The organism is Halorussus pelagicus, from assembly GCF_004087835.1.
Lineage (GTDB): Archaea > Halobacteriota > Halobacteria > Halobacteriales > Haladaptataceae > Halorussus > Halorussus pelagicus.
This window is the reverse complement of sequence record NZ_CP035119.1, coordinates 211,677-225,150: the sequence shown is the minus strand read 5'-3', so window position 1 is coordinate 225,150 and position 13,474 is coordinate 211,677. Positions and strand designations below refer to the sequence as shown.

General features: G+C 62.6%; 11 protein-coding genes and 1 tRNA gene. All 12 read left to right on the top strand.

Annotated elements, in window-relative coordinates; translation table 11 throughout:
* The first annotated feature begins 15 nt into the window (after positions 1-15).
* The 12 genes from EP007_RS01125 (at position 16) to EP007_RS01070 (ending at position 13,094) form a co-directional block, all read left to right on the top strand.
* A complete protein-coding gene (locus EP007_RS01125) occupies positions 16-1,188 on the top strand; it encodes a chemotaxis protein CheC (protein WP_128475895.1) in 1,173 nt (390 codons plus the stop codon).
* On the top strand, positions 1,188-1,697 hold the full coding sequence (locus EP007_RS01120; protein ID WP_128478468.1) for a chemotaxis protein CheD: 510 nt from the start codon (positions 1,188-1,190) through the stop codon (positions 1,695-1,697). Before EP007_RS01125 ends, EP007_RS01120 begins: the two co-directional genes overlap by 1 nt.
* Entirely contained in the window at positions 1,694-2,518 is an 825-nt protein-coding gene (locus EP007_RS01115) for a CheR family methyltransferase (RefSeq protein WP_128475894.1), read from the top strand. The genes EP007_RS01120 and EP007_RS01115 overlap by 4 nt, the downstream gene beginning before the upstream one ends.
* A gap of 122 nt (positions 2,519-2,640) precedes the next feature.
* Positions 2,641-4,164, top strand: a complete 1,524-nt coding sequence (locus EP007_RS01110) for a FlaD/FlaE family flagellar protein (protein ID WP_128475893.1) — start codon at positions 2,641-2,643, stop codon at positions 4,162-4,164.
* Positions 4,148-4,597 carry a fla cluster protein FlaF gene (locus EP007_RS01105; RefSeq protein ID WP_128475892.1) on the top strand — a complete coding sequence of 150 codons (450 nt, stop codon included), beginning with the start codon at positions 4,148-4,150 and terminating at the stop codon, positions 4,595-4,597. Before EP007_RS01110 ends, EP007_RS01105 begins: the two co-directional genes overlap by 17 nt.
* Complete coding sequence (locus tag EP007_RS01100) at positions 4,598-5,050, top strand: flagellar protein G (protein ID WP_128475891.1); 453 nt, start codon at positions 4,598-4,600, stop codon at positions 5,048-5,050.
* The gene (locus tag EP007_RS01095) at positions 5,047-5,814 is read left to right on the top strand and encodes an ATPase domain-containing protein (RefSeq protein ID WP_128475890.1); all 768 of its coding nucleotides are present in this window, start codon (positions 5,047-5,049) and stop codon (positions 5,812-5,814) included. The genes EP007_RS01100 and EP007_RS01095 overlap by 4 nt, the downstream gene beginning before the upstream one ends.
* Positions 5,815-5,824: 10 nt before the next feature.
* Positions 5,825-7,615, top strand: a complete 1,791-nt coding sequence (locus tag EP007_RS01090; protein WP_128475889.1) for a type II/IV secretion system ATPase subunit — start codon at positions 5,825-5,827, stop codon at positions 7,613-7,615.
* A gap of 143 nt (positions 7,616-7,758) precedes the next feature.
* A complete protein-coding gene (flaJ, locus tag EP007_RS01085; RefSeq protein ID WP_128475888.1) occupies positions 7,759-9,495 on the top strand; it encodes an archaellar assembly protein FlaJ in 1,737 nt (578 codons plus the stop codon).
* 118 nt (positions 9,496-9,613) lie between these two features.
* Entirely contained in the window at positions 9,614-10,468 is an 855-nt protein-coding gene (locus tag EP007_RS01080) for a CheF family chemotaxis protein (protein WP_128475887.1), read from the top strand.
* Between the two features lie 103 nt (positions 10,469-10,571).
* On the top strand, positions 10,572-12,926 hold the full coding sequence (locus tag EP007_RS01075; RefSeq protein ID WP_166035400.1) for a PAS domain S-box protein: 2,355 nt from the start codon (positions 10,572-10,574) through the stop codon (positions 12,924-12,926).
* Between the two features lie 81 nt (positions 12,927-13,007).
* Positions 13,008-13,094, top strand: a tRNA-OTHER gene (locus EP007_RS01070).
* Positions 13,095-13,474: the final 380 nt, after the last annotated feature.

Below are 13,474 nucleotides of genomic sequence, written 5' to 3'. Positions count from 1 at the left end.
CCCGAGGTCAGAACTATGAACGTCGACATCGAATCACTGGGAACGTTCAACCGCACCGCCCAAGCGGGTGCCGAGCGGGCGGCGGAGAATCTCACCGGGATGACCGGCATCGAGACCGCGGTAGACGTGACCGAGGTGACGTTGGCGTCGGCGGCAGACCTCGCGCGACACGACCGGCGGGTCGGCGTCGCCATCGACTTCGAGGGCGGCATCGACGGAACGAGTCTCCTCTCGTTTTCGCCGGAGGCCGTCGAAGTCCTGTTGGACACGCTCCTGCCGGGCGACGGCGTCGAGGAGAGCGCTATCGCGGAGGTCGGCAACATCGTGACCAGCGGGTTCGTGGAGGGGTGGGCCGACCAACTCGACGCGACCATCGACATCGCACCGCCCGAGTACGTCGAAGGGACCGGCGAGGAACTGCTCGACACGGCCGGATTCGAGCGCGACCGTGCGTTCGTCTTCCGGAGTCAGGTCAGCGCGGTCGGCGAGGAGTTGGACGTGGAGTTTCACATGTTCCCCGACCGCTCCTCGATGGAAGAGATGCTATCGGGGGGCGACGACCCCATCTCCGTCGAGAAGCTGACGGCGCTCCGCGAGATGGCCAAGTCCGGCGCGGCGACCGCTTCCGAGAGCGTCTCGGCGATGACCGGCATCGCCACAGGCGTCGATATCACGTCGCTGAGTTTCGTCCCCGTCGAAGACGTTCCCGCGGAGTTGGACTACCGACCCTACGTCGGCGTCGTCCTCGAAACCAACAACCCGCTCGGCGGGTACGTCCTCGTGCTGTTCGACGAACCGTCAGCCCGCGAGGTGGTCGCATCGCTCGTTCCCGGTACCGACGAGGTGACGGCGTTCGAGGGGCAGGCCAAGTCCGCGATGGAGGAAATCGGCAACGTGATGACCAGCAGTTTCATCGACGGATGGGCGAACGTCCTCGACGCGAGTATCGACATCTCGCCGCCCCAGTTCGTCCACGACGTGGGTCCCGCAGTCGCCGAGTCGGTCGTCGCGCGCCTCGGTCGCAAACAGGCGTTCGCGTTCCTCTTCGACGCGACGCTTCGGGCCGACGACACTGAGTTCGACTGCGAAATATACGCGCTTCCGGACGAGACGGACCTCAGAACCGTGCTGGACGACCTCGACCCGGACGCGACGGCCGAACGGACGACGAAGGCAGGGTCGCTATGATGACCGCGGAACGAACACCGTTTACCGACGAATCGCCCGAACGAACGCGGGTCGGCGTCGCAGAGTTCGCGGTCGCCAGCGGCGACACCCGACTCACGACCAGCGGACTCGGCTCCTGTGTCGGCATCGCGCTTGCGGACCCGACCGCTGCCGTCGCCGGGTTGGCTCACGTCATGCTCCCGGACGCACCCGACGACGACCGGGGAAAGCCCGCCAAGTCGGTCGAACAGGGCATCAAAGTCCTGTTGACAGAACTCGAAGACGAAGGGGCCGACCTCGAACGCGTCGAGGCCAAACTCGCGGGCGGGAGTCAGATGTTCGATTTCTCTGGCATCAGCGAAGCCGTCGGCGAACGGAACGTCGAGCGAATTCACGCCACGCTCGCCGACCGCGACATCTCGGTCGTGGCCGAGGATGTCGGCGGCGACTACGGGCGCTCGGTGGAGTTGACCCCCGAGACGTGGACGTTGAAAGTGTCGAGTACCCATCAGGGAGTTAAGAATCTATGAAACCTGACGACGAAGCGTTCGACCGACTGTTGGAGTACGTCGAAGCCGAACTCGGCTTCGCCACTAGCTACTACGACGATTCGTATCTCGACCGGCGGGTCTCCTCGCGGATGCGCCGGAGCGACACCGAGGGGTACGCCCAGTATCTCGACCTGCTGAGAGACGACGAGAGCGAACAGGAAGCCCTCCTCGACGCCTTCTCGGTCAACGTCACCAGCTTCTTCCGCAACCCAGAAGTCTGGGAGGAAGTTCGGACCGTCCTCCGGGCGCTCTCGGCCGAGCACGACCGGATTCGGCTCTGGAGCGCGGCCTGCTCGGACGGCCGAGAACCCTACTCGATGTCGATGCTCGCGCTGGACGACCCCGAAGTCGCGGACGCGAACGTCGAGATAACCGCGACCGACATCGACCGCGAGATTCTGGCGGCGGCCCGACAGGGCGTCTACGAGAACACCCGAACGACCGATATCGGCGAGCAACTCGCCCCTCTCGACGAGTACGAGCGGTACGTCAAGCGCGACGAGGATCAGTTCGCCGTGACCGACGCGGTCAAGGACCTCGTCTCGTTCGAGCGCCACGACCTCATCAACGGCGACCCGAAGTCGGACTTCGACCTCGTGGTCTGTCGCAACCTGTTTATCTACATCGACGCCGAACACAAACTCCCGATTCTGGAGACGGTCTCGAAGTCGCTGTCGGTGGGCGGCTACCTCGTCATCGGGAAGACCGAGACGCTTCCCGACACGCTCAAACCAGCCTTCGAACCGGTGGCCCGACGACTCCGGATATACAAGAAAACGGACAGTACATCCGTCCAGTAGAAGTCCGGAGAAAACGACACATAGCGGCCATCTGTCCCGATTTTTTGAGTGTCAGACGGCGAGTATCAACGCTGATAACTCAGGGGGAAGATTAATGTGCTGGAAGTTCGCTGTTGTCGATAATGAAACTTATCGGTCTCAGCGACCAGTTCGTCTACCTCCTCGGGACGGGCTTGGTCGGCATGGGAATCATGGATTTCATGGACGAAGAGGAGGGCGAGAGCGCCGACGCTGACGGCAACGGCGACGGTGGCGATGACGACCTCTTCGGCGACGGTATGGGCGACGATATGGGTGGCGAGATGGGCGGGGAGATGGACGACGACTTCGGCGGCATGGACGACGGGATGGGAATGGACGACGGAATGGGGATGGACGGGGAGATGGACGACTGGGCCGACGGCGGTGGCGGCGGTGACGACGAGTTCGCCATGGGCGGTGGCGGCGGGAGCGGACCGACCCAAGAACTCGAAAACCGGATCGACGAACTGGAAAACGAGGTCGCCGAAATCTCCTCGACGGTCGGCACGGTTCGGAGCGAGAACGAACAGATATCCTCGAAAGTCGATGAGACCGAGGAGAACGTCCGCAAACTCCTCGAAATCTACGAGATGGTGACTCGCGGCGTCAACCCCTTCGTGGACGACGTACAGCAGGGCGGTATGGGCGGTGGCGGTGGTGGCGGCATGGGCGGTGGCGGCGGTGGCTTCGGTCTCTTCGACGAGGAAGAGGAGGAGGAAGACGACGAAGACCTCAGCGAGGATGTCGCCGACGCCGAGGCCGAGAGTTTCTTCGACGACGACTTCGAGGATGACTTTGAGGAGGAGGAGGGCGGCGAGGAGTTCGAGGATGCGGACGACGAGATGGAAGACGGCGACGAGTTCGCCGACGACTTCGAGGACGACGCGGCAGACGACGAGTTCGCCGACGATTTCGAGGACGACGCGGCAGACGACCTCGGCTTCGAGTCACCCGACGAGGCGCTCGACGACGAGGGACCATCCATGGACGACACCGAAACTGAGACCGACACCGATGACGGAGGCGGACAGGCCGGTGGCTCGACGTTCGAGGAACTCAAAGAGGAGTACGAGTCGGGCGACGCCGACTGGGCGGAGGAGGAAGGAGCCGAGGGCGAGCCGGAACCGGAGCCAGAGCCGGACCCCGAACCGGCTATCGAGACCGATCCGACTCCCGACGAACCCGAAGACGGTGATTTCGAGTTCGAGGAACCGTCCGATACCGAACCCGCGACGACCGAGACGGCCACGCCCGCGAGGGGTCGGGGCGGCAAGCCGTACCTCGCACAGCTCCCCAACGGCTACGTCTCGGACCTCGTGGTGATGGAGTGGTTGGAGTTCCTCGTCACCGAGTTCGGTCCCGAGGACGCCGTCCGAACCATCGAGTATTACAACGACATCGGGTGGATAAGCGAGTCGGTCGAGGAGGAGCTGCTGGCGTTCGTGAGCGGATTCGCCGACGTGGAGTCGGTCGATACCGAGGAGACCGGTCCCGCGACGCTCGAAGTTGACGACCATATCCAGAGTCTCACCTTCCTGAGTCAGCTGACCGGCGACGCTGCCCAGCGGAAGATTGTCGAACACTGTGCGCAGATTCGAGGTGGGCGCGATGGGATTCAGCGTTAGCGGCGGGACCGTCGTCCTGTTCCTCGGTATCTTCATCAGCTTCGGCATCGCCTTCTCAGCGGGGAGCAACGGTCTCGAACGGGTTAACAAGGCTTACGAGGCGAACGCGGACGACGAACTCACGCGTCAAAACACCGCGATAGACATCGGTAACGCTTCGACGACCGACGTGGGCGGGCAGCGCTACGTAAACGTGACAGTCAACAACACCGGCTCCACGACATTATCGATAAATGACACGGACATACTTATAGGTGGAAATTACACCAATCACACGAGTCCGAACATGGAGACATTGGAAGTAGCGGGCGCGGCCGAGACGGACCTCTGGCTTCCCGGAGAGACGTTGCGGTTCAACGTCTCCGTTGACGCCGCCCCCGACCGTGTGAAAGTCGTTGCCGGGCCAGGTATCGCCGACTCGGAGGTGGTCTGAGTGGCGAGCGTCTCCAGTTCCCATCTCATCCTGTTCATCGCCAGTCTCATCATCGCCGCGAGCGTGGCGGGAACGTTCACGCAGGGCGTTCAACGACTCTCCTCGGCGCTCGGCGACAGGAGCGTTGACGTGAGCGGCGACATCCGTACCGATATCACCATCATCAGCGACCCCGGAAGCGGCGCGGTGTACAACGCATCTGGGAACGAGAACGTAACGGTGTTGGTAAAGAATACTGGGTCACGTCCGCTCCCTGCGGAGAGTGACCAAATTGAAGTGCTCGTAGACGGGAGGTATCAGACGAACGTCGGTGTCACCGTTCTCGACGGGTCGGCGTGGCGCGTCGGCAACGTCGCCAGACTCGAAATCGATCAGTCGCTCGACACCGGTACCGACCATCGCGTGAAGATTATCGTCAACGGCGACGAGGAGGTGCTTCAGTTCCGAACATGAGTCAAGACAATCTCTACTCCCTCGGCCTCGAAGACCACGACCGATTGAATCACGAACTCGGCGGCGGCGTCCCCAGAGGGTCCATCGTCCTCATCGAGGGCGACTACGGCGCGGGCAAGTCCGCGATAAGCCAGCGGTTCAGTTACGGGCTTTGCGAGACCGACCACTCGGTCACGCTACTTTCGACCGAACTCACCATCGGCGGGTTCATCGACCAGATGCACTCGCTGTCGTACGGCATCGAGGACCACCTGCTGGACGAGCGCCTGTTGTTCCTCCACGCCGACGTGGACACCGGTAGCGGTCGTCGCCTCACCAAGCCAGACGAGGACGAAGAAGGCAACCGCAAGGAACTGCTCAACCGCCTGATGAACGCCGAGGCGATGTGGAACGCGGACGTGGTCGTCATCGACACCTTCGACGCCATCCTCCGCAACGACCCCATGTTCGAGGCGCTGATCCGTCAGAACGAGGAGCGCCAAGCCGCCCTCGAAATCATCTCGTTCTTCCGCGATCTGGTCTCGCAAGGGAAAGTTATCGTCCTGACGGTTGACCCCTCGACGGTTGACGAGGAAGCCATCGGGCCGTTCCGAGCCATCGCTGACGTGTTCATGGAACTCCAGATGGTCGAAGTCGGGAACGACGTGCGCCGAAACATCTCCGTGAAGCGTTTCGCCGGGATGGGCGAGCAGGTCGGCGACACCATCGGATTCTCGGTGCGGGCCGACGCCGGAATCGTCATCGAGAGCCGTAGCGTCGCGTAACGACCTCATTATGACAGAGCACGGGACCGCACAGATTCAGGACGACCTTCGGGAAGTCGCCATGCGGCGACCCCACCTGCGGGACTATCTCAAGCGGTTCAAACAGTTCACCGGCGAGTTCCCGAGACTCATCGACGAACCGGGCGACGAGTGGGAGGTCGATAAGCCCAACGTCATTTACCCGGTCGGCGGTCCCATCTACTGCCACGTCTACGGCGACGTGGGACAGGACACCGAGTATTACGCGGTCGAACCGGAGCTATCCGGCACCGAACAGGAGTTGTTCGGCAAGGTCCGTGGCGAGATTCTCGAAAAGAGCGTCAAGAAGCCCGCTCCCCAAGACGAGGCGGAGTACGACGACCGCATCGAGGAACTGCTCGACGACACGGTGTTGGTCAACAACGGCAACAACGGCGGCGGCGGTGGGAGGGCTAACCTCGAAAACGTCTCGGCTGGCCGGATTCTCGACTGGATAAAGAACATCTCGTACAACGACTTCAAGCAGGGCGTTCGCGGGTTCTCGACCGACGACATCGTGCAGTACGTCAAGGACTTCACCAACATCGGCACCTACGAAGTGTCCGAACAGACCTACGAGAACATCCGCTATCGGCTCAATCGGGACATCGTCGGCTTCGGTCCGCTCGAACCCATCATGCGCGACCCTGCCAACGAGGACATTCACGTCATCGGTCCCCACGAGACGTACGTGGACCACGGCACGTTCGGCATGCTCGGGACCAGCGTGGACTTCGGGTCGCCCGACCGCTTCGACAACTGGCTGCGCAACATGGGCGAACGAATCGGCGACCCCGTGAGCGACTCCGACCCCATCGTGGACTCGACGCTACCCGACGGGTCGCGTATCAACATCATCTACTCCGACGACGTGAGTCTGAAGGGACCGAGCCTCACCATCCGTCAGGGCGAGGGGACGCCGCTGTCGGTCGCCCAGATTACCAAGTGGGGTACGCTGTCGCCCAAACTGGCGGCGTACCTCTGGCTCTGTCTGGAGAACGAACAGACCGTGTTCGTGGTCGGGGAGACGGCGTCCGGGAAGACGACGACCCTGAACTGTATCATGTCGTTCATCCCCCGCGACTCGAAGATTTACACCGCGGAGGACACCGCCGAGGTCCTGCCGCCACACGATACGTGGCAACAGCTCCTGACCCGCGAGGGCGGCGGCGAGGACAGCACCGACGTGGACATGTTCGACCTCGTGGCGGCCGCGCTCCGTTCGCGCCCCGACTACATCGTCGTGGGTGAGGTCCGTGGCGAGGAGGGTCGCATGGCCTTCCAAGCCGCCCAGACCGGCCACCCCGTGATGCTGACGTTCCACGCGAGCGACATCGTTTCGATGATTCAGCGTTTCACCGGTGACCCCATCAACATCCCTGAGACGTTCATGGACAACGCCGACGTGGCGCTGTTCCAGAACCGGGTCAAGCAGGGCGACGACGTGCTTCGTCGCGTGACCTCGGTGCAGGAAATCGAGGGCTACTCCAAGGAGATGGGCGGGGTTGTCACCCGCCAGTCGTTCTACTGGGACCCCGTCGAGGACGAAATCGTCTTCCAAGGCATGAACAACTCCTACGTCCTCGAAGAGCAGATTGCGACCCTGCTCGGGTACGAAAACACCCGCGACATCTACAACGAACTCGACTTCCGAGCGGAGATATTCGAGCGGATGATAGAGGAGAACATTCTCGGCTATCACGAGGTCAACGAGACCATCGAGTCGTTCCAGCGCGACGGCGTGGACGGGTTGCCCTTCGACATCCACCGCTCTATCGACTAGCGACCGGTAGCGCGCTCGTCGCCCGTATTTTCTCCGGACTCGGCGACTCCGGCGACGCCGTCGCCGAGTATCAGTAGGAATATTCCGAGGGAAAGAGAATTGAGGGTGGAACGTAAACCCCGCGAACACCGACGGCCTCCACCATGGCGACCAACGAACAATCAGAGGACGCTCCCAAGGACGTGAAAGACCTCGTTTCGGGCTTCGCGTCCTCGACCATCGAGTCCTACCAGCACATGGAGACGCCCGTCTCCAGATATCTCACGCTGGTCGTGGCTCCCGCGGTCGTGTTCTTCCTGTTCACCGTGGTGGTCTACGTCGTCACCGACCTGCCGATGCTCATCGCCGCGCCGATTCCGCTGCTCGGTCTACTGTCGGTCGGGGTCGCGGTCGTCTACCCGAAGATTCTGCGCGACCAGAAGCGCAAGGAGATAGAGGACAGTCTCCACCTGTTCATTACCCACATGACCATCCTCTCGACCGCGAACATCGACCGCGTCGAGGTGTTCCGGACGCTCGGCGAGGAGGAGGAGTACGGGGCGCTGGCCGAGGAGATGCGGCGCATCACGCAACTCGTGGATACGTGGAACCAGAGCCTCGACGACGCCCTGCGTATTCGGGCGAACAAGTCCCCGAGCAAGCCGTTCGCCGACTTTCTGGACCGACTGGCCTACACCATCAACGCCGGACAGGAGATTCAGGACTTCCTGTTGAGCGAGCAGGACGTGGTGATTCAGAACTACGTCACCATCTACGAGGGGTCCTTACAGAACCTCGAAGTGATGAAGGACCTTTATCTCTCGATGGTGCTGTCCGTGACGTTCGCGCTGGTGTTCGCTACAGTGTTGCCGATTCTGACCGGGAGCAACCCCACGATGACGGTCGGTGCAGTCGTGATGCTGTTCGCGTTCGTCCAGACCGGGTTCATCGTCCTGATTCGCAACACCGCGCCCTACGACCCGGTGTGGTTCCACCCCGAGGGACAGACCACGGATACGGAGTGGCGCATCCGCATCTCGGTCGCGGTCGGGTTCGTCCTCACGGTTGCGCTCATCGTCGCCTGCCTGCTGGTGTTGATGGGCCAGACTGGAATCGACCCCAACTCCATTCCGCTCCCCATCTACGCCGCGATTCCGACGACGCCGCTGTTGATTCCCGGCATCGTCGCGCGCCGCGAGGAGGAAGACATCAAGGAGCGCGACGAGGAGTTCACGAGTTTCATCCGGGCGCTCGGCGCGACCGAGACCGCAAAGCAGAGTACCACCACCAAGGTCCTCCAGAGCCTCCGCGGGAAGAACTTCGGCGCGCTGACGGACAACGTCGATGACCTCTATAAGCGTCTGAACATGCGCATCGAACCGTCGATGGCGTGGCGACATTTCACCGCCGAATCGCGGTCGTACCTCATCCAGAAGTTCAGCGAGATGTTCCTCATCGGGCGACAGATGGGCGGCGACCCGAAGAAACTCGGCGAACTCATCTCCGCCAACATGAACGAGGTGTTGCAACTCCGCGAGCGCCGCGCCCAATCGACGGTGACGCTCATTGGGGTCCTCTACGGGATTACCGCGGCCTCGACGTTCGCGTTCTTCATCGGTCTTGAAATCGTCGAGGTGCTGTCCCAGATGTCAATCGGTCTCAACAGTAACCAACTCGACATCACGACCATCATCCACACCAACGTCTACGACATCCCGACTATCGAGTACCTGCTGGTCATCATCATCCTGCTCAACGCCGTGCTGTCGTCGCTGATGATTCGCATCGCCGACGGCGGCCACAAAGTCAACGCCTACATGCACTTCGTCCTCTTGACGTGGTCTTCGAGCGTCATTGCGGTATTCACCCGCATCGTCGTCGGGTCGTTCCTGAACGTCTGAGTGTTGTGTTCCTCGGACCGCCCGAGGACGGATACAGGACCGAAAAAATATTTACCCCGACTGAGAATTGCATTGCAAAGAGGCGCGCGGACAGCGAGCGCCCTCGGTCCCGTCTACTATGTCCGAAAAGGTAATCGCCGACTTCGTCGCACGTTTCAGCCTCGATACGTTCGACTCGCCGGAGCCGGTCAAAGGTCGAATCGTCCTCAGTCGGAAGCGTCTGGTGCTGGCGTCCGGCGACTCGAAGACGACGGTGCCGCTCTCGTCTATCTTCGATATCAACGTCGGACAGGTCCCCGGCGACCTCGAATCGTTCTTTCAGGACACGATCACCATCGCGTATCGGAAAGACGACCGTCGCCGGACCGCGGTCGTCGAGGCCGGAAGCGAGGAGGTGACCCGGTTCAAAACCGTGCTGTTCAAGGCCCAACTCAACGGCTCGAAGGCGAAAGTCAAACATCCCTCGCGGGTCGGCGGCCGCGTGACCGGCGCATCGTTCCGGCCCTCGAAGCTCAAGATTCGACCCGGCGAGGTCGAGTTCGTCGGGAGCGAGTCGGTGACGGTCAACCTCGCCAACGTCACCCACTTCCAGAAGGAGACCCGCGAGCGCGGGTCGGTCCTCGCAGTCCGTCACGCCGACGAGGGTCAGTCAGTCACCTCGGAGTTCGCCATCGAGAGCGACCGGAAACTCAACCTTCTCGGGCGGTATCTCCGCCTCGAATACTCGGAACTCGCCCAAGAGGTCGAGGAGGTGACGACCTCCGAGGACGAGATGGAGGCGCTGGTCGCCATCTACTCGGGGGCGCGAAGCGGCGACCTCGCCGGAACGCTCGGCGTCGATTCGAGTCGAGTCACGATGCTGCTCAACGACCTTCGGGAGAAGGGCCTTATCGACGAGGGCCAGAAGGGCCTGTCGCTGACCGCGCAGGGCCAACTTCTCGTCAGCGACCGCATCGAGTCGGTCAACACTTAGGAAATTTTGTCATTTCAACTTGTAAATAATATATTCCAAAGTATTCACCGACGCAAATCTCCTATGGATTTTTATGCAGCCGTTTGGTAAACAACAACATACAATGGGGCACGCCATCCGCGTCTTGTTGGTGGACGATGATCCGGCCATCGCGGACCTGACTGCCACGTATCTGGAGCGGGCGAGCGACCGCATCGAGACGGTCGTCGAAACCAGTCCGGATGCGGCCCTCGACCACGTAACCCGCCAGAGTATCGACTGCGTGGTCAGCGACTACGAGATGCCCGAGATGGACGGTCTCGAGTTTCTGGACGCGGTCCGCGAGACCGCTCCGTCGCTTCCGTTTATCCTGTTCACTGGACGAGGGAGCGAGGAAATCGCCTCCGAGGCCATCTCGGCGGGCGTCACCGACTACCTCCAGAAGGCGACCGGCTCCGACCAGTACGCTGTGCTGGCCAACCGCGTCGAGAACGCCGTCGCTCAGTTCCGCGCAGAGCGAGAAGCCGAGGAGGCCGACGAACGGATTCGCCGCATCTTCGAGCGAATCACGGATGCCTTCTTCGCGCTGGACGACGAGTGGCGGTTCACCCACGTCAACGAGCGCGCGGCCGACTTCTTCGGCCGCGACGCCGACGACCTCCTCGGCGAGGACATCCGAGAGGCGTTCTCGAAGGACTTGGGCGAGCAGTTTCACGCGGCCTATCGGAAGGCCTTCGACGTGCAGGAACCGGTCACGCTCGAAGCCGAATCGACGTTTCAGCCCGGAACGTGGCTGGAAGTTCGGGTCTACCCCGCAGAGGACGGCCTGTCGGTGTACTTCCGGAACGTCACCGAGCGTCGCGGTGTCCAGATGGAACTCCGCGAGACCAAACAGAAGATAGAGGCCCTTCACGACGTTGCCGCCCGAGCGGTCGCCTGCACGTCCGAACAAGAGATTTACGACCTCGCCATCGAGGCCGCCGAGGAGATTCTGGCGTTCGACCTCTGCACAGTGGACGCCGTGGAGAGCGACGAACTGGTCACGAGGGCCGTCTCGAAGGTGGTCTCGACGGACGGCTACTACGACCGCACCCCGTTAGACACCGAGGACAATCTCGCGGCGACGGTCTTCCGCGAGGGCGAGACCTCGCTGGTCGAAGACCTCCACGCGACGAACATGGTGCCCGCCGAGAGCGAGTACCGGTCGGCGCTGACGGTTCCGATAGGCGACCTCGCGGTGTTTCAAGCGGTCTCGAAGGACGTGGACGGCTTCAACTACGGCGACCGCGAACTCGCCGAACTGCTCGCGGCCCACATCTCGGAGGCGCTGGCCCGCATCCGGACCGAGACCGAACTCCGGGCCGAGCGCGACCGCTTCGCCGCGCTGTTCGAGAACGTTCCCAACGCGGTCGTGCGCTACGAAATCGACGGCACCGACGCGATTTGCCGGTCGGTGAATCCGGCGTTCGAGGACGTGTTCGGCTGGCCCGAGGACGAAATCGTTGACAGCCCCGTGGACGACTACATCCTGTCGGACGACCAGCGCGAGGAGGCCGAAGCCCTCAACGAGCGAGTGAGCCACGGCCAGCGCATCGAAGGGGAGGAGGTCCATCGCCGGACCCGCGACGGCGGACGGGACTTCCTGCTCCACACCGCACCGGCGGGCGACGGCGACGACGAGGCGTTCGCCATCTACGTGGACATCAGCGAGCAGAAGGAGCGCGAGCGCCAACTGGCCCGCCAGAACGCGCGACTGGAGGAGTTCGCCAGCGTCGTCAGTCACGACCTCCGCAATCCGCTCAATGTCGCCCTTGGCCGGTTCGACCTGCTCGCCGAAGAAGTCGAGAGCGAACACCTTCCGCCCATCGCCCGGTCACTCGACCGGATGGACGGTCTCGTCGAGGACCTGCTCACGCTCGCCCGGCAGGGACAGGTCGTGGACGACCCCCAACCCGTCGAACTCTCGGCGGCCGCCCGGCAAGCGTGGGAGACCGTCGATACCGGCGAGGCGTCGCTATCGATAAACGACGACGCCGTGGTGGACGCCGACGCCGCCCGGTTCCGGGAACTGCTGGAGAACCTGTTCCGAAACGCGGTCGAACACGGGTCTGCGAGCAGTCGTCGTGCCGACGACGACGCGGAACGCGACTCCGCGAACGGTGTCGTCGTGGACCGCGCCGATTCGGAACTCGTCGTGGAGGTCGGCGTGCTGGACGACGGCCGCGGCTTCTACGTTGCCGACGACGGGCCGGGAATCCCCGAACACGAGCGCGAGAGGATATTCGACCACGGGTTCACGACCGACGAGGAGGGCACCGGCTTCGGTCTCGCTATCGTCTCTTCCATCGCAAACGCTCACGGCTGGAACGTCGAGGCCGTGGACTGCGACTCCAGCGAGGAGACCGGCAGCGACTGCGACGGCGCGCGCTTCGAGTTCTCTCGCGCCCCCGTCCGGGACAAATCGGCGTCGGAACGTTGATTGGGGTCCGGGACTCACACTCCGAGTGCAAGCGTTCAGGCAGTTCGTAACGAAGTCGGTCTGGACCGAACTGCCGGACGAGGAAGGGTAGCTCAGTGGTAGAGTGCCACCGGGCGGTACCGGTGGCAGCCTTACAGGCTTCGCGTGGTTCGACTCCCGCCCCTTCCGTTCTGTGGCGAGCAACCGGCGAGCACCGCGTAGCGTGTCCTCGCCACACTGCGAGCCACGAACGGAGTTCTGAAGGGAGTCGAGCAGACGAGTCGCAAGCCCGGAACGGCGCGAAGCGCCGCACGCCCGGACCGTCTCGGCGAGTTCGACTCCCGCCCCTTCCGCTTTTGCGACGAACAGACGGTAAGCAGTTCACCTGTTCGCTACTTCCTGAACCATCTGATAGAACTTCGTCGGGAGAGCTGGCTTCAGGCGTGAGCCAATCATACCGCATCCGCCCCGCACAGCACCGCGTCAGCCTCACGCCTCCCCAACCTCTTTTCCCTCCCTCCGGTCGCTCAGTCATCCACCGTCAGAAGTCGAATCGAACGAGCCGAGAA